Source organism: Ureibacillus sp. FSL K6-2830 (assembly GCF_038004145.1).
Classification (GTDB): Bacteria; Bacillota; Bacilli; order Bacillales_A; family Planococcaceae; genus Ureibacillus; species Ureibacillus thermosphaericus.
On record NZ_JBBOQR010000001.1, the window covers coordinates 2018060 to 2035597 of the forward strand.

The 17538-nt window shown below is 40.1% G+C and carries 17 protein-coding genes and 2 pseudogenes; 14 read left to right on the forward strand and 5 right to left on the reverse strand.

The window, feature by feature from the left end:
• Positions 1 to 39 precede the first annotated feature (39 nt).
• From NSU17_RS09835 to NSU17_RS09870, 8 genes and pseudogenes are all read left to right on the forward strand, one after another.
• On the forward strand, positions 40 to 1908 hold the full coding sequence (locus tag NSU17_RS09835; protein WP_340704913.1) for a helix-turn-helix transcriptional regulator: 1869 nt from the start codon (positions 40 to 42) through the stop codon (positions 1906 to 1908).
• 470 nt (positions 1909 to 2378) lie between these two features.
• On the forward strand, positions 2379 to 2912 hold the full coding sequence (locus tag NSU17_RS09840) for a sigma-70 family RNA polymerase sigma factor (protein WP_340704914.1): 534 nt from the start codon (positions 2379 to 2381) through the stop codon (positions 2910 to 2912).
• Positions 2913 to 2957: 45 nt separating this feature from the next.
• On the forward strand, positions 2958 to 3176 hold the full coding sequence (locus tag NSU17_RS09845; RefSeq protein WP_340704915.1) for a hypothetical protein: 219 nt from the start codon (positions 2958 to 2960) through the stop codon (positions 3174 to 3176).
• Positions 3151 to 3474, forward strand: a complete 324-nt coding sequence (locus NSU17_RS09850) for an rRNA biogenesis protein rrp5 (protein WP_050355253.1) — start codon at positions 3151 to 3153, stop codon at positions 3472 to 3474. The genes NSU17_RS09845 and NSU17_RS09850 overlap by 26 nt, the downstream gene beginning before the upstream one ends.
• Positions 3467 to 4615, forward strand: coding sequence for a DUF2800 domain-containing protein (locus NSU17_RS09855; protein WP_340704916.1), 1149 nt, complete (start codon positions 3467 to 3469; stop codon positions 4613 to 4615). Before NSU17_RS09850 ends, NSU17_RS09855 begins: the two co-directional genes overlap by 8 nt.
• Positions 4608 to 5156 carry a DUF2815 family protein gene (locus NSU17_RS09860; RefSeq protein WP_044036310.1) on the forward strand — a complete coding sequence of 183 codons (549 nt, stop codon included), beginning with the start codon at positions 4608 to 4610 and terminating at the stop codon, positions 5154 to 5156. Before NSU17_RS09855 ends, NSU17_RS09860 begins: the two co-directional genes overlap by 8 nt.
• A gap of 80 nt (positions 5157 to 5236) precedes the next feature.
• A complete protein-coding gene (locus tag NSU17_RS09865) occupies positions 5237 to 7171 on the forward strand; it encodes a DNA polymerase (RefSeq protein ID WP_340704917.1) in 1935 nt (644 codons plus the stop codon).
• Between the two features lie 303 nt (positions 7172 to 7474).
• Positions 7475 to 8233 (forward strand): annotated as a pseudogene (locus tag NSU17_RS09870) (IS1595 family transposase); the annotation flags it as partial.
• Between the two features lie 64 nt (positions 8234 to 8297).
• Here NSU17_RS09870 and NSU17_RS09875 read toward each other — a convergent pair.
• On the reverse strand, positions 8298 to 9518 hold the full coding sequence (locus tag NSU17_RS09875) for an IS256 family transposase (RefSeq protein WP_340704918.1): 1221 nt from the start codon (positions 9516 to 9518) through the stop codon (positions 8298 to 8300).
• A 72-nt stretch (positions 9519 to 9590) separates the two neighbouring features.
• Here NSU17_RS09875 and NSU17_RS09880 point away from each other — a divergent pair.
• A pseudogene (locus NSU17_RS09880) lies at positions 9591 to 9869 on the forward strand (IS1595 family transposase); the annotation flags it as partial.
• A gap of 193 nt (positions 9870 to 10062) precedes the next feature.
• Here NSU17_RS09880 and NSU17_RS09885 read toward each other — a convergent pair.
• The 4 genes from NSU17_RS09885 to NSU17_RS09900 all read right to left on the reverse strand — a co-directional run bounded on the left by NSU17_RS09885 (position 10063) and on the right by NSU17_RS09900 (position 12325).
• Entirely contained in the window at positions 10063 to 10407 is a 345-nt protein-coding gene (locus NSU17_RS09885; RefSeq protein WP_082169273.1) for a DMT family transporter, read from the reverse strand.
• Between the two features lie 12 nt (positions 10408 to 10419).
• Positions 10420 to 10734 (reverse strand): DMT family transporter, encoded by a 315-nt coding sequence (locus tag NSU17_RS09890; protein ID WP_340704919.1) that lies wholly within the window; start codon positions 10732 to 10734, stop codon positions 10420 to 10422.
• Positions 10735 to 10738: 4 nt separating this feature from the next.
• The gene (locus tag NSU17_RS09895; protein WP_340704920.1) at positions 10739 to 11269 is read right to left on the reverse strand and encodes a TetR/AcrR family transcriptional regulator; all 531 of its coding nucleotides are present in this window, start codon (positions 11267 to 11269) and stop codon (positions 10739 to 10741) included.
• A 456-nt stretch (positions 11270 to 11725) separates the two neighbouring features.
• Entirely contained in the window at positions 11726 to 12325 is a 600-nt protein-coding gene (locus tag NSU17_RS09900) for a TetR/AcrR family transcriptional regulator (RefSeq protein ID WP_015926218.1), read from the reverse strand.
• A 103-nt stretch (positions 12326 to 12428) separates the two neighbouring features.
• Here NSU17_RS09900 and NSU17_RS09905 point away from each other — a divergent pair, with 103 nt between their 5' ends.
• The 5 genes from NSU17_RS09905 to NSU17_RS09925 all read left to right on the forward strand — a co-directional run bounded on the left by NSU17_RS09905 (position 12429) and on the right by NSU17_RS09925 (position 17321).
• The gene (locus NSU17_RS09905) at positions 12429 to 13142 is read left to right on the forward strand and encodes a GAP family protein (RefSeq protein WP_015926217.1); all 714 of its coding nucleotides are present in this window, start codon (positions 12429 to 12431) and stop codon (positions 13140 to 13142) included.
• Between the two features lie 25 nt (positions 13143 to 13167).
• Positions 13168 to 13386, forward strand: a complete 219-nt coding sequence (locus tag NSU17_RS09910) for a hypothetical protein (protein WP_000658732.1) — start codon at positions 13168 to 13170, stop codon at positions 13384 to 13386.
• Between the two features lie 385 nt (positions 13387 to 13771).
• Positions 13772 to 14524: a phage antirepressor Ant gene (locus NSU17_RS09915; protein ID WP_000344037.1), complete on the forward strand. Its 753-nt coding sequence runs from the start codon at positions 13772 to 13774 to the stop codon at positions 14522 to 14524.
• Positions 14524 to 14958 carry a DUF7768 domain-containing protein gene (locus NSU17_RS09920; protein ID WP_000512442.1) on the forward strand — a complete coding sequence of 145 codons (435 nt, stop codon included), beginning with the start codon at positions 14524 to 14526 and terminating at the stop codon, positions 14956 to 14958. Before NSU17_RS09915 ends, NSU17_RS09920 begins: the two co-directional genes overlap by 1 nt.
• The gene (locus tag NSU17_RS09925) at positions 14955 to 17321 is read left to right on the forward strand and encodes a virulence-associated E family protein (RefSeq protein ID WP_340704921.1); all 2367 of its coding nucleotides are present in this window, start codon (positions 14955 to 14957) and stop codon (positions 17319 to 17321) included. Before NSU17_RS09920 ends, NSU17_RS09925 begins: the two co-directional genes overlap by 4 nt.
• The last annotated feature ends 217 nt before the right edge of the window (positions 17322 to 17538 follow it).

The following is a 17538-nucleotide window of genomic DNA, read 5'->3' on the forward strand; positions in this document are numbered from 1 at the left end:
ATTTGATAGTTAACTTTCACAGGGAGAGGAGGGGATGTCGTGGCAACCAATCGCTCATTTACTGATTATGTGGCAGATAGATTCTATAATGAAATATTTGCTGCTATACAAAGTTACACCACGGATAACTACGATGATTTGGACTTAAGGCTATACAGGGTTCGAAATATTGGTGGCATAGAATTATCAGATATAGAAGTAAAGTTTGTATCTGTTAATGACTTGCCAGGTATGAAAATAGAATTTGATGTTGCTGTTGAAGCTGAATTCGAAGTCCGTGAATCAAATCATCGTTATGATGAATCAGAAAATTGTCGGCAATGGTTTATGCTGGAATGCTCAGGAGATTTAGATGACAATTTGGATGATTTTTCAATCTCTAGTATAACTGAGTATACTAGTAAAAATAAGCAGCCGAAACCTATGTCAGACTCCCTTGTCCCTATCATTCATAAGGAACAACTAGAATCTGTTGCCACAGACTTCCTTAGAAGACATTATCCTGAAGCATTAAAAAACCCAATGGCAGTTGAGCCACAGGTGTTGGCAGAAAAAATGGGTCTTACAGTAGAAATGAGAGAGATTACAAAGGATTTCACTGTTTTTGGGCAGATATACTTTCACGACTGTGATGCTGAGTTTTATGATGAAGATAGCGATGAAATGGTACAGACCCGTGTGAGTAGCCGTACAATAATCGTGGACCCTAAAGCTTACTTCCTTCGTAATCTGGGATCAGTCAATAATACTATTGTGCATGAGTGTGTTCATTGGGACCAACATAGAAAAGCATTTGAATTGGAGCGGTTATATAATAGTAGTGCCACACGAATCAAGTGTCAGGTAGTTGGGGGTATAAAAGACAATACCAGAGATGCAACTGACTGGATGGAATGGCAGGCGAATGCTCTCACTCCTAAGATACAAATGCCTCTTGCAATGTTTAAAACCCAAGCGTTTAAGTATATTAAGCAATTTCGTACGGAGTTAGGAACATCCGAACTTATAGATGTAATGGAGCCAGTTATTGACGCCTTAGCAACGTTCTTCGGCGTATCTCGGACAGCGGCTAAAATCCGAATGATTGATGCTGGATATGAGGAAGCAATTGGAACTTTTACTTACATAGATGGTCGTTACGTCAAACCTCATAGGTTTAAGAAGGGTGCGCTTGAAAGAAATCAAACGTTCTCTATAAGTGCAGAGGATGCTGCCATCCAAAGCATAACCAATCCAGAAATGGCCGCTCTAGTTAGAGACGGAAGTTATATATATGTAGATTCTCACTTTGTGCTAAACCATCCAAAATATTTAACACATGATATATTCGGACAAACGGTACTTACTGACCACGCACGAACCCATATGGAAGAGTGCTGCTTGGTTTTCGAGTTATCAGTCAAATCCGGGTGTAGGGAAAGATACTATACTGAATGTTTCCTCAACCGTGATAAGACATCAAATATAGATTTTGATATAAAGTATTGTAATGGTTTTGAGTATGCGGCTCCAGAGAAGAAAGCAAAGATATTAGCTGATACACTGGCTGAAGAAACGCGGATCTATAATGAACTGCCAAATAGTTATACAAGCTCTCTTAAAATAGTGCGTGAATGGAAAAATGTAACTTATAAAGAATTAGCTGAACGAATACTAATTAACGAACGAACTATAAGACGAATCGTTAATGGTGAAGAGCCAGGTTCTATCAATTCCATAATCTTAATTTGCCTTGGACTTCATCTACCACCTAATATTAGTAGTCATATAATTCGCAATTCCCCCTTTTCGTTAAACTTCAATAACGATAGTCATATTTGGTATAATTTTGCCCTGACTCACCTATATCCAAAATCGATGGATGAGATTAGAGCGTTTTTACAAGAACATGGTGCAGATCCATTATAAAATTTCAAAATATTTTTGAAAAAGCGGACACGAGATGTCCGTTTTTTTAGCTGTTAGGAACATGAGCCATACATAAATCTTTTTAAGGGTTTGTGTATGGCTTTTTTTATTGCTGTTTTTAGGTGTTTATATGAAAAAAGGCATCGTTTTGAGTATGAAATTACCGGGCATGAGGTGTCCGCCAAGGCTGTCCATTTCTACCTTACAATAATATTAAGACGAAGGAAAGGTCCTTCGTAAGTATCTAGATTAAGACCGTTCCTCGTCTAAAAAAAATATCGAATGCCTGATTTGCAATAAGGGCAGAGGATACATATTGTTTCGCTCCAATCCGTAAGGATTGTTGCGGTGCAATAGAAGTACCTTACCTTATTGCGCTCATTTTCAGGATAAAAAGGTCTGTGTACTTCTGGTACAGGCCTATTTTTGTATCCTTTGCCGCCAATGCAATCCGGCGGAAAGGATGCAAAATGAAAATTAGAATTCAGCACGAAAACAAATCTATCTACCTAGAGGTACCAGACGAGGACTTCACCTTAATGATTGAGGCGGATTATGAGGACAGGCTATCTTCTGCAGAGGACAAAGAAACTGTGACCCGGCGCTCTCCACAGGAGATAATGGACGAACGTTTCAACAAGCCGGAATACAATAACTGGCATAAATTTGACAGACACAGAGGTATGCCAAAGAAACCATTCCGCAAGGATGAGCAAGAGGTTGATGAAACCGACCATATGGACTACTTCCCTGACTACTCAGATGAAATGGCTAGAGAGAAAAAAGAAGAGTATGAGCATATCTGTGAAATTATTCGCAAGGCTCTCAAGAAAAAACAAGCAGAGCTACTGATCGCTATAGTCTTGGATGGTGTTTCGGTAACGGAGTATGCAGAACGTGAGGGAGTAAGTGTAAGTGCCATTTCACACCGCTTAGATACAGCTAAGAGGAATTTCAAAAAAATCTATCCAAAATCCTCAACTTTCCCCTCTTGCCACGGCTAATAGTTAGAGGGCAATACATAAATGCTCTCGGAAAGAGGTGAATACATGAAGCACAACTTGAAAATCAGTGTTTCAAAAAAACCACAGACTGGCGGGATTGTTTCCTGTCGAAACGTCACCATTAGGGAGCGTTTCCTTCGTTTTTTACTTGGTGATAAGCAGAAAATAACCATCCTTGTTCCGGGTGACACCGTACAGGAACTCGCCATCAGTGAGATTAAGGAAGGAGGAACAAACCATGAGCAAGATCAAGCTACTCCTTGATGTGGTTTCCGATATGCGCTCTTTGGCAGACAGCATACAAGCGGTTGCTGATGTAATGGCGGGCAATGAACCTGTCGAAACAAAAGAACCGACTACAACTGTAAAAGAGCCTGAACCAAATAAAAAGGAAATCACTCTGGAGGAAGTCAGAGCAAAACTCGCTGAAAAGAGTCAAGCCGGTCTTACTGCCCAAGTAAGAGAAATTATCCAAAAATACGGTGGCTCTAAATTAAGCGAAGTTGACCCAAAACATTATGCAGATATGTTAAAAGATGCGGAGGTACTTGGGAATGAGTGATCATGCAGTTCTTTCCGCATCAGGCGCCCATAGGTGGCTGAATTGCCTTCCGTCTGCACGATTGGAACTGGAGTTTGTAAATAACGAATCCAGTGCAGCTGCCGAAGGCACCGCCGCCCATGCTCTCTGCGAACATAAACTCAAAAAAGCACTTCATATGAGAAGTAAGCGTCCTGTCTCAGTTTATAACTCCGATGAGATGGAAGAACACAGTGATGCATATGTGGAATTTGTAATGGAGCAGTTGGAGCTGGCAAAGCAGAGCTGCACAGACCCTTTAATACTAATCGAACAGCGTCTTGATTTTTCTTGCTATGTTCCACAGGGATTTGGAACCGGTGACTGCATCATTATTGCCGATAAGAAACTTCACATTATCGATTTCAAGTATGGCATGGGAGTATTGGTAGATGCGGTGGACAATCCGCAGATGAAGTTGTACGCACTGGGTGCTTTAGAAATTTACGATAGTTTGTACGACATCGAGGAAGTTTCCATGACCATTTTCCAGCCACGCAGAGAGAATGTCAGCACATGGACAATACGGGTAGAGGATCTAAAAGATTGGGCAGAAAAAGAACTAAAACCAAAGGCAAAAAAAGCTTATGACGGTGAAGGTGAATATCTTCCGGGTGAGTGGTGTACTTTCTGCCGAGCGGCAGTTAAATGCCGTGCTAGGGCTGAGGAAAAACTGAAATTGGCACAATCGGAGTTTAAACTACCTCCACTACTTACGGACTCTGAAATCGAGGAAGTTCTATCTAAACTGTCCGATCTTACGAAGTGGGCAAATGAAATCATTGCTTATGCCACCGATGCAGCTGTTAATCACGGTAAAGAGTGGCATGGTTTTAAGGTTGTTGAGGGCAGATCTGTCCGCAAATTCAAGGATGAAGATGCTGTGGCTGAAGTAGCCAAAGCAAACGGTTATAAAGATATCTTTCGTCAGAGTCTCATCACTCTTACGGAAATGGAAAGGCTTATGGGCAAGGCAAAATTTGAGAAGATACTCGGTGATCTTATATACAAGCCACCGGGAAAGCCGGCTCTGGTCCCGCTATCGGATAAGCGTCCGGCTATGAACGTATCTAATGCAAAAAACGAATTTAACGAAATAACGGAGGAATGTGAATATGAATAACAAAAACAGAACGAAGGTTATTACTGGTGTAAACACACGTCTCAGCTACTTTCATGGCTGGGAACCGGTATCCATCAATGGTGGGGCAGAAAAGTATAGTGTATCGGTATTAATTCCTAAATCGGATAAGGAAACCATTAATGCCATCAATGCAGCAGTTGATGCAGCTATTGAAGAGGGCATTGCAAAGTTTGGCGGTAAAAAACCAAATAAGGCTGCTATCAAGCTGCCGCTTCGAGATGGTGATGTAGAACGAGATGATGAGGCTTATAAAGGACATTATTTTGTAAATGCAAACAGCACTACCCCGCCTCAGATTGTAGATAAAGCAGTCAAGCCTATTCTGGATCGCAATGAGGTATACAGTGGTTGCTATGCAAGAGTGTCACTTAATTTTTATGCTTTCAATTCTAACGGCAACAAGGGTGTGGCCTGCGGACTTGGTAACATCCAGAAGATTAGAGATGGAGAGCCTTTAGGCAGCAGAACCACAGCGGCTGATGATTTCACCACAATTGAAGATGATGATTTCCTAGCATAACAGCTAAAGTATGAATACAAACGGGGTGGTGGAAGTTGTTCTTCTGCCACCCTCGTTTGCATTGGAAAGGGTGGTAATACATGAATTCTATTTCAATTGATATTGAAACATTTAGTAGTGCCAATCTTCAAAAATGTGGAGTTTACCGTTATGCCGAGAGTGATGATTTTGAAATTCTACTATTTGGTTATTCGGTGGATGGCGGTGAAGTACATGTGGTTGACCTTGCCAGTGGGGAGGAAATCCCCGATGAAATTATAAACGCACTTATGGATGATTCCGTTACCAAGTGGGCTTTCAATGCAATGTTTGAGCGTGTGTGTCTATCAAAATGGCTTAACCTTACTGAATATCTTAACCCCGCATCCTGGAAATGTTCCATGATATGGTCGGCATATATGGGATTACCTCTTTCTTTGGAGGGAGTCGGTGCAGTTCTAGGTTTGGAGAAACAAAAGCTAACAGAGGGTAAAGACCTCATCAAATATTTCTGTACACCTTGCTCCCCTACAAAATCTAATGGTGGTCGAGTTCGTAATTTACCAGAACACGACATGGATAAATGGGAGCGGTTTAAAGTATATAACATTCGCGATGTGGAATCCGAGATGTCAATACAACAGAAATTATCCAAGTTTCAAGTACCAGAGAACATCTGGGAGGAATATCATCTCGACCAGGTAATCAATGATCGTGGCATTGCCATTGACATGACTTTCGTAAAACAGGCTGTAGAGATGGATGAACATTCTCGTGAAAAGCTAATGGCTACGATGCAAGATATAACTAATTTGGAGAATCCAAACTCTGTACAACAAATGAAAGACTGGCTTGCCGACAATGGGCTAGAAACAGATACCCTTGGTAAAAAAGCGGTTGCTGAGATGTTAAAGACGGCTCCTGAACCACTAGGCACTGTTTTGGAACTTCGCCAGCAGCTTGCAAAATCATCGGTGAAAAAATACACGGCAATGGAAAATGCGGTATGTAGTGACGGTCGTGCAAGAGGAATGTTTCAGTTTTACGGGGCCAACAGAACTGGGAGATTCTCTGGCAGGCTGATTCAGTTGCAAAATCTCCCCCAAAACCATATGCCCGATTTGGAACAGGCTCGTGCTTTAGTTCGAAGCGGAAACTTTGATGCTCTTACTTTACTCTATGATTCAATCCCAGAGGTACTGTCGGAACTTATCCGTACTGCTTTTATACCGCGAGAAGGTATGAAGTTCATTGTGGCAGATTTTTCAGCGATTGAGGCTCGCGTCATTGCTTGGCTTGCAAGTGAAAAATGGAGAATAGATGTATTCCAAAACGGCGGTGACATCTACTGTGCCAGTGCCTCTCAGATGTTTAATGTACCTGTTGAAAAGCATGGTGTGAACGGTCACCTTCGTCAGAAAGGGAAAATAGCCGAACTTGCCCTCGGTTATGGTGGATCTGTTGGAGCATTAAAATCAATGGGTGCTTTGGAGATGGGAATTGAAGAAGAGGAACTTCAGCCCCTTGTAACGGCTTGGAGACAATCCAATCCCAATATCACAAAACTTTGGTGGGATGTTGACCGTGCAGTAAAAACTTGTGTTAAGCAAAAAACTCCTACAGAGACACACGGCATTAAATTTATCTATCAAAGTGGAATGCTCTTTATTGTCCTCCCCTCTGGTAGACGGCTTGCCTATGTGAAACCTCGTATGGGAGAGAATATGTTTGGCGGTGAGTCGGTTACTTACGAAGGGGTCGGTGGGACGAAGAAATGGGAAAGAATCGATAGCTATGGACCCAAATTTGTAGAGAATATTGTTCAGGCAATCAGTCGTGACATCTTGTGTCATGCCATGCAGACATTAAAGAATTGTTCCATTGTGGCTCATGTACACGATGAAATTATCATCGAGGCAGATATGGGGACGTCACTTTCCGCTATCTGTGAACAGATGGCTAAGATACCAACATGGGCAAATGGCCTGTTGCTTAGTGCTGATGGTTATGAGTGTCAGTTTTATCAAAAAGATTAAATTAATTGGTAATCGGATAATCGTGTGGGAGGAGGTTAAAAGACCTTCAATTTTTAAATAATGAAAACAGGATAGCACTTATTTTATGACCGGTACGTGCTATCTTGTTTGTTTAATAAACGCTCCATTTTTGTGGAATAAAGGGTTAAAATTCTAATCTTGAAGAAATATAGTGAAAGAACCGATTTTGACTCCTCTCTCTATAAAGTTAATGGCTCTGTTAAAGGTTGATGTTGAAAATTGATTACCTTCAAAAAAGTGGTTATAATAAGAACAAACATTCTTATTTGGAGGGTCCAAAGGATGAGTAAAGCGTTTAGCAATTTATTAAAACATATCGATAAATTATCGCATACAGATAAAGAACGAGTGTTTCAATGGGTAAAACACTATGTTGAACCTTCTTTAACTGTTGATGGTCGCTTAATCGATGAAATGCGGGAAGTACGTTATAAAGAAGGTTTTGAATGCCCTCATTGCACTTCAGAACACATTAATCGATTCGGTAAAGTTAATGGTCGCCAACGATATCGCTGTAAGGCTTGTCGTAAAACGTTTATGGATACTACAAATACAATTCTTTATCGCACTCGAAAAGGTAATGAATGGATTACTTTTGTTGAATGTATGTTTAAAGGATATTCCTTGCGTAAATCAGCAAAAATTGTGGGCGTTACTTGGGTTACATTATTCTATTGGAGACATAAGCTGTTATCAGCTCTTAAACAAATGGATTTTGAACAATTTGATGGTATCGTTGAAGTGGACGAGACTTATTTTTTGTATTCTCAAAAAGGTCAACGTGGCATTAGTGAACGTAAACCACGTAAGCGAGGCGGTAAATCAACACTAAGAGGAGTTAGTAAGGAACAAGTCTGTGTTCTAGTTGCTAGAGACCGAACAAAAGCAACAGTTTCAAAGGTAGCCTGTATGGGGCGTGTTGTTAAAACCAAAGTTGATGGTATGATTGGGTCTAAACTAACACCTAATAATGTACTTGTAACAGACGCTTGGAGAGCCTATAAAACCTATGCAGATGAAAGAGGGATAGAACATTATCGGGGTCTGTCAATAATTTTGTGTAAACTCATTTATAGAGAATCTCCCCCGAGGGGGAGATTGGCCCTCACGGTAAATGCTGACCAATCCGGTCCGGAAAGAAGACAGAGAGCTGGAGAAGCATTTGCCCCCAATTTTGGACCCTGCCCGTCCATTTGCGGGTGACATCCATTGTGACCAGATACAGCATCTTTAGGAGCGCTTCGTCGGTCGGGAAGATGCTCTTGCCCTTGGTTACCTTACGAAGCTGACGGTGATAGCTCTCGATCATGTTTGTCGTATAGATGAGCTTACGGATTTCTGGTGGATACTTAAAGAACGTAGCCAGCTCGTCCCAGTTGGTACGCCACGATCGGATGATAAGGGGGTACTTAGCCCCCCACGTTTCTTCAAAACGATCCAGCTCCACAAGCGCCATTTCTTCCGTTGCAGCCTTGTAGATAGGTTTGAGATCCGCTGTCACTTTCTTGAGATCTTTGTAGGATACGTAGCGCGTCGAATTGCGGATTTGGTGGATTATACACTTCTGGATTTCAGTCTTCGGGTAGCAAGCCGTAATTGCTTGGGAGAAGCCGGTTAGGTTGTCGACACAGGTGATAAGGATATCTTGAACGCCGCGGTTTTTGAGATCGTTCAGCACGCTCAGCCAGAACTTCGCAGACTCGTTCTCACCGATCCACATGCCCAGAACGTCCTTATTGCCGTCCAAATCGATGCCGATGACCATGTAAGCCGCCTTGTTCACGATCGCGCCGTCCTGCTTCACTTTAAAGTGGATGGCATCAAGAAAGACAACGGCGTAGACGGCTTGCAACGGGCGATTCTGCCACTCCTTGATGAGGGGAACTATCTTGTTCGTTACGTTCGAGATCATCGTTGGCGAGACGTCAACGCCGTACAGTTGGTGCAGATGATCCTGAATTTCACGGGTGCTGACACCCTTGGCGTAGAGCGCGATAATCTGATCCTCGATGCCCGTTACATTCGATTGGTGCTTCCGAACGACGAGCGGTTCAAACTCGCCTTGACGATCCCGTGGAACTGCGATTTCCTGTTCACCATATTCGCTTATGATCTTCTTCTTGCTCTTCCCGTTGCGACTATTGCTCGTCTGCTTGTTCTGCACATCGTGCTTCTCGTAGCCCAGATGCGTGTCCATCTCGGCCTCGAGCATCTCCTGCAACGTTTCTGCAAACAAGTCCTTTAAAGCATTCTGTGCATCCTGAGCGGTGACAAGGTTATTCTCCTTGATAAACGATCTAAGCTGCTCCTTCGACCATAATCCCATATGTGCTCCCAACCTTTCTATTAATTCCATTTTAATAGGTTTGAGAGTTTACACAATTTATTCTACAGACTCCATTATCGCATTAAGTCTGACGATGGAAAACACGTTATTAAAGGCTTATACCATATCCAAAATGTAAATGGACTCCATTCACGTTTAAAACATTGGATACATCGTTTTAAAGGTGTTGCTTCTAAATACCTTGATAATTACCTTGCTTGGTTTTTATTTGTAGATAGTCATAGCAATGAAAGTACAAAACACAATATCAAAGAATTACTTTTGACATCCTTTGTTTTTGAAATGACAGAAACCTATCGAAGTTTAAGGCTATCGAAATTCAATATGTAATGCTTATTTGACTGTTAGGGTGACTAAATCAAAATAGAGTTCTGGCAAATTTTTGCGGATTTACAACGTTAAACAATAAAGTTTACAAACGACACTTTGGGAATATTTTTGAAGGTGTTTTAGTAATGCATCGAGAAAAAAATATCACAATAGCTCTCAATTTCAAAAGGTAGAGTGCTACTGTGATTTTTATTTAACTTGATTTTACAACTGGTTCCTCTTGATTTGAAAAGTTTAAAATCACAACGCCCACGATAATTAGTAGAATCGCAGACACCTTTAACAATCCTAATGGTTCATCCCAAATAAGGAATCCAACAAAGGCTGTAAGAGCTGTACCTACACCCGCCCACACCGAGTAAGCAACGCTTAGCGACATTCCTCGTAAGGTTAACCCTAAAAATGTGAATGATAATAAATAACCAGCAACTGAGCCTATTGATGGTAATAAGACTGTAAATCCTTCTGAATATTTCATCATTGTTGTGCCAAATACCTCTGTAACAATCGCTAATACTAAATATATATATTTTGCCACGAATACAACCCCTTACTTACTTAAATTTAGCAGTACAACACCTAAAATGATGATTGCAATACCAATTAGTTTTTTTCTGTCAAATCCTTCTTTAAATATGACGACACCTATCGTAGCAGCTAAAGCTGTACCGACCCCTGACCAAATGGCATATGCTACACCAATCTCAAGTTCTTTTAAAGTTAAAGATAGAAAATAAAACGCTGCTGCATAGCCAACTGCAACACCAATGTATGGACCATAGTTCTTTGTCATACTTGTCACTTTTAACATCGCACTTCCAAAGGCTTCAAAAAGAATTGCAATACCTAATAAAACATATGTCATTTCCTTATTCTCCTTCTGCTAAACGGTATAATTTTTGCTTGATTTCATCCATTTCGACCGCTGTTAAGGGTGCGATTGTTGAAAATTTGTTGTAATAAACACCATCGATTGTTAGACGAATTAAATTGATTGTTGTCTCATCTAATTCATCTTTTTTCAAATGTTCTAGGATGTTTTGGTAAATGTCCTGCACCTGTTTATTTTCTAAAAATGGTACAACCATCGAACCAACATATAAGTCGCTGTGTTTACTTAAATCATTGAAGCATAACTCAATGAATGCTTTTGTATAACGATTTCTTGTTTCTTTTTCAACTAGAATAAAGAATTCCTCCGAAAACTTTTCGTAAATATCTTGCACTATGCCTTCAATCAATGCTTGTTTATTTGGAAAATGATACAGTAGCCCACCCTTACTTGTGTTCGCTTTTTTTGCAACAGCATCAAGTGTTAGAGCATTTACACCTTCTTCTTGCAATAATTGAATTGCACTATTTATTAGTGTTTCGCGTTTTTCTTTTGCTTTTTGACTCATACAAAACCTCCTTCTCCAATCTCTATAATACCGTCTGGACGGTCTTTTTTCAAGCCTTTTAAATCATCCGTATTCAAAATAACGTTCCCAAATCAAAGTTTAGGGACAGTTTAAAAAGGCACGAACGTTGATTTAACATCGTTTCGTGCCTTTTCTTGTGAACATTGTTTATACCGTATTTTATACAGATGGCTCAAATTGTTGATGCAACTGTATTTGTACTTGATGGGTATTTTCGCTATCTTGCATAAAATTGTGTATATTCCTTATTGTTGTAAATACATATTTCTCTTACTATACCTAAAATGGGGGAACCACAATAAATCAAGTTCCCCCAATTATTTATTTAAAAAACAACAATTAAATTTAACAGAGCCAAGTTAATAATAAATCAAGGGGTAAGACTAAATCTATTAAAAACAAATGGGACAATAATTGATACATCGACCGATTAGCTTAATTGATTTTATTGCAGAGTGTCTCTAAATGATAACGAATAACTTCCTTCACCTTTTCTGGAGAGTATACATCAGGTCTTAATAAAGCATGAATCGACAATCCCTCTATTAATGCCGTTAACCTACTCTTTTCTAATTCTGCATTCATTGAATCTGATAATACGCCTTTTAGAGCTAAGATTTCAATCATTGAATTTGCTAATTCATATGTACCGTCCGTCATTTCATCTTTTTTGTCCTTTATTGTATCACTTGTAAGTGAACGTAATGCAAGAATCCACCAAACACTCGTTTCAATTTTCTTTTCTTCATCTATTGGTACTAGCTCTAATAAAACTTCTTCTACTGCCTGCACTGGGTTTTCTGACCATTCTTTATTTTGAGAACGTTTTTTCCCTTCTTCTAAGTAGTAATTCATAATAAATAATAACATTTCATCTTGAGTTGAAAAATAATGTCTTAACGCACCAGAAGACATCCCTGCCTCAGCTGCAACTCTTCGTATAGACGCTTTCTCAACCCCTTCTTTCCTAATAATATTCCATGCAGCCTCAGCAATTTGTTTGCGCTTTTCATCATGATCAACAATTTTTGGCATTATAAAAATCACTTCCTTTATTTAGCACAGTGTGTTATTATCTTTTTATAGCACGGTGTGTTAAATAGATAATACCACAACATTTAAAGGAGGACTAGTTTGTTTGATCGAAACTATTGAAGCATTGATGCCTTCTTCATCATTAGACATTTCTTCAGCATTAATGATTATTTCTTTGTGTGCTTTAATTGATATTTTAAGTCCCGGTGTACTGACTGTAACAGCCTATTTATTACTGACACAACCGAATCAGTTATCTTCTCGTTTATTTGTGTTTTTATTCATCACGCAGTTAGGCTATTTCATCACGGGTTTATTACTCTACTTTGGTGGAAATTCATTATTGAAGAGAATAGAACAATTGTCTCAGTTTGACTTTATCAATTGGTTTTATATCCTACTTGGAGCAGTTCTTGTTCTAATAAGCTTCAGTAAACCAAAAGAGACTACAAAAAAACGTTTAATTTCATTTATCCCCAAAAATACAACAATTAAAGGGATGATTATACTAGGAATCATTGTTTTCCTAATTGAATTTGTAACGGCATTGCCTTACTTTTATTCAATCTTTTTAATGAATCATCAAACAATTGAGACTACACCTGCTATCTTAATAATAATTGGATACAATCTAGTAATGGTGCTTCCTTCTCTATTACTGTTAGGGGTTAATATTATATTTAAAGAAAGATTGCAACAATTTCTTATTAAAATCAGGTCAAAATTAAATGAAGCTCCAATCTCTTCGCTCTTGGTAGCGACAGGAGTCATAGGTGCAGTTTTTTTTAATATCGGTCTTAGAGGCATTTTAAATTAGAAAAAATATTAAAGAGGTGTTCATCATGAAAGAAATTATCAGTGGTCTCAGTCTACTTTTTATTATTCAGGGAATAGGCGGATTAATCAATCATTTGACTAATGGGGGAAAAAGTTGGTTTTTAGTAAATTATATTGATGCGTTTCAAGGGTTTGAAATCGTTTTGGACATTGTATTTATTGCAGTTGGTGGAATCATAGCTTTAGCCACTCGTAAAATAACATCAAGTAAAAGCAATAAGTGAATGATGTAAAATAAAAAATACAGAGTGAGAATTTCTCGCTCTGTATTTTTTATTTTAATTGATTCTCCTCGAGGCTCTACCAACCTTACTCATCCAGGTCATAGATAAAATATGATACCAAAATGATTGTTTTCCTCTTCTCTTATTAGCTCCAAATCCTATAGGCCTATTACAGTTTACGTTACCATTTTTTGTTCATCAATCTAGTCCGTTTGTAAAAGTAGAAAATTACTGAATCAGCTTTTAAATCTATTTTACATACACAAATTTCGAACAAAAATCCGGATGTATAATTTATTTTTTCAAAATCCTCAACAATTATTACCTCCTGTGGCTATTAGGTAGAGGGGTTTCCTCTCTGACTATATTGCAGGAGGTAATTCGTATGGACGAATTAGTAAAAATCAATTATGAAAATCAACGACCAACCGTACTCGGTCGTGATTTACATGAAGCCTTGGAAGTAAAGACCGCTTATAAAGATTGGTTTCCAAGAATGTGTGAGTACGGATTTGAGGAAGGATCAGACTTTAGCTCATTTTTGAGCGAAAGTACTGGAGGCAGACCAAGCATTGACCATCAGTTAACAATTGACATGGCAAAAGAGCTATGCATGATACAGCGTACTCCAAAAGGGAAAGAGTGTCGCCAATACTTTCTTGAAATAGAAAGAAGATGGAATTCCCCAGAAGCAATCATGGCAAGGGCACTTCAGATTGCCAATCAACAGCTAACTCAAGTAAGGAAACAAAATAAAGTGCTTGAAGGTACGATTGCCGTTCAGAATCAGCAAATTGCAGAAATGAAACCGAAAGTCTCCTATTACGATGTAGTTTTAAATTGCAAAGACCTCATTTCCACCTCAGCAATTGCCAAAGATTACGGCAAGTCAGCTATTTGGATGAATCGCTATCTTAATAAAAAGGGTGTCCAGTTTAAACAAGGCGGCATCTGGCTTTTATATCAGAAGTATGCGGAAAAAGGCTACACCAGCACCAAGACACATAGCTATCTTGGCAGTAACGGCCAGCAACATACAAAGGTCCATACATACTGGACTCAAAAAGGCAGACTCTTCATTTACGAACTGATGAAGGCAGACGGTATTTTGCCACAGATAGAAATGGAGGGTGTGTAATGGGAATCAACAAATTCAATCATGAAGGATACCATGATCCAACTCCCCATGAAGCACTGACCAACATAATGAAAAAGGAAAAGGCAGAGAAAAAATCTGCCTTTAAGCCGCTTGTATATATCTGTTCTCCCTATTCCGGTGATGTAGAAGGAAACATTAAAAAGGCTCGCAGTTTTTGCAGGTTTGCTCTAGACCAAAACTGTATCCCGATTGCTCCCCATCTTATGTTTCCTCAGTTTATGGATGATGAAAACCCAGAGGAACGGGAGCTTGCCATATTTATGGACATCGTGCTTATGGGCAAATGCTCCGAGGTGTGGGTGCTGGGCAATACCATCTCAACCGGTATGGCGAGGGAAATTGAAGTAGCCAAGAAACGCAGACAAACGGTTAGATATTTTAGTCCGGAGCATGAGGAGGTTGAAAGCTTATGAAAATTGCAGTGGGCAATAGCCGGATGGATAGAAAATGGAAAAACAAAGATATCTCCTGGGAGGATTTTTGCTCCCGTGTAAAGACGACGCAACGCACCACGGAAACAGTAGAAGAATATCGGAAGTTAAAAAGAGGTCAACAAGATGATATCAAGGATGTAGGCGGCTTTGTCGGAGGACATTTAAAAGAAGGAAGGCGAAAGAAGGGCAATGTTCTGTGTCGTTCTTTGCTCACCCTTGATATGGATTACGGTAGACCAGATATTTGGGAGCAAATCAGTATGCTTTTTGATTTCAAATGTTGCGTTTACTCCACCCATAAGCACACACCGGAAAATCCAAGACTCAGGCTTATTGTTCCCCTTGCTCGTGAGATCAGCGAAGAAGAATATGCAGCTGTTGGACGTATGGTGGCAAAAGAAATCGGTATTGACCTTTTCGATGATACGACATATGAAGCCCATCGCCTTATGTATTGGCCATCCACTTCCTCTAACGGTCAATTTGTCTACGAAGAGCAGGATGGAGCATTACTTGACCCAGATATTTATCTTTCAAAATATGAAAACTGGCGAGATACAACAACTTGGCCCGTATCAAGCAGGCAGTCTGAAGTTATTAATCGCAGTCTTAAAGAACAAGCAGATCCTCTTTTAAAGGAAGGTGTGGTAGGAACTTTCTGTCGCGCTTATTCCGTTCGTGAAGCAATAGAGAAATTCTTAGGTACAGTTTATGAAGCATCTGCTATGGAAGGGCGCTATGACTATATTCCAGCTGACAGCAGTGCGGGTGTGATTATCTATGATGATAAATTTGCATACAGCCACCATGCCACCGATCCAGCAAGCGGCCTGCTCCTCAATGCTTTTGATCTAGTTCGTATTCATAAATTCGGCTCTTTAGATGATAGAGCTTCCACTACTACGGCTCCTGACAGGATGCCGTCTTTTGTGGCAATGTGCGAGTTTGCTATAAAAGATGAAGCGGTAAAAGCCGAGTTCGCAAAGGAAAGACAGGTCCAGGCTGAAGAGGAGTTTAGTGATGAGGATTGGCAGACAGGTTTGGAACTAGATAAGCAAGGTCGGATAAAAGACACACTGGATAACATCGTCTTGATTATTCGGCATGATGAGGAATTACAACATATCGCTTTCAATTGCCACCGTGATGGGATCGATGCCAAAGGTGGTCTGCCTTGGGAACAGATCAAGGCTGGTTGGAATGATTCGGATAACGCGCTTCTTAAGGTGTACTTAAGCAGTAAATACGGAGTCTATTCCCCTACCAAGACCAAAGATGCTGTGTTAGCTGTAGCGTCAGAACGAGCCTACCACCCTGTTAAGGAGTATCTCGACTCACTGCCAAAATGGGATGGTATTAGCCGAGTAGAAAATCTACTTATTGATTATTTCGGTGCAACAGATAATTCCTATACAAAAGCAGTGATTCGTAAAACGATGGTTGCAGCGGTGGCCCGCATTTATAGACCTGGTACAAAGTTTGATAGTGTTCTAATCTTAAACGGGCCTCAAGGTATCGGTAAGTCAACCTTCTTTGCTAAGCTTGCCGGAGATTGGTTTTCAGACAGTTTGACCATTACGGACATGAAAGATAAATCAGGTGCTGAAAAACTTCAAGGATATTGGTTGTTGGAACTCGGTGAGCTTGCAGGAATGCGTAAGACGGATGTGGAGATTGTGAAGTCCTTTATTTCGAGGGCTGATGATAAGTACCGTGCCAGTTATGGTGTCAACGTGGAAAGCCATCCCCGTCAATGCGTAATTGTAGGTTCTACCAATGCAGAAAGCGGATTTCTTCGTGATATAACAGGTAACCGCAGATTTTGGCCAGTCCGCATTAGCGGTAACGGTAAAAAGAAAGCGTGGCAGATGACCAAAGGGGAAGTACAGCAAATTTGGGCAGAGGCTCTAGTTCTTTACGAGAAGGGCGAAAAACTCTACCTTGAAGGTGAAGATGTAACCATGGCAACCAGTGAACAGGCAGATGCTATGGAAACGGATGAACGAGAAGGACTGGTTCGTACCTACTTGGATACGCTCTTACCTGATGATTGGGACACGATGTCTTTGTACGAGCGTAGAAATTTCCTCGGCGGTAGCGAATTTGGCGGCGGCACCCGTGTTGGAACAGTAAAAAGGACCCTTGTCTGCAATATGGAAATTTGGTGTGAGTGTTTCGGTAAAGAGGCATCAATGCTAAAGCCTTCAGATTCCTATGCCATCGGTGCCATTATGAGAAAGATCAGTGAGTGGAACAAGTACACTGGGAACAAGAATGGTGTTGTAATGTTTCCTGTCTACGGAAAGCAACGAGCTTATTCCCGAGTCGAGGAACAACGCTAAGTTGTACCTTACCTTGTTCCCATACTTGTTCTTTCCCTAAAGTTAGCAATGATAAGGAAAATCAACGGTTCGGAACAAGTGGAACAAGAAGTAACCTATTTATTTATAAATAGTAAAAAGAAGTAATAGTAGCCTGTGCGTACACGCATACACGCGCGTATAGGAAAATTGGTTCAAAGTTGTTTTCTTGTTCCGGCCTTTTTATATGGGAGGTATT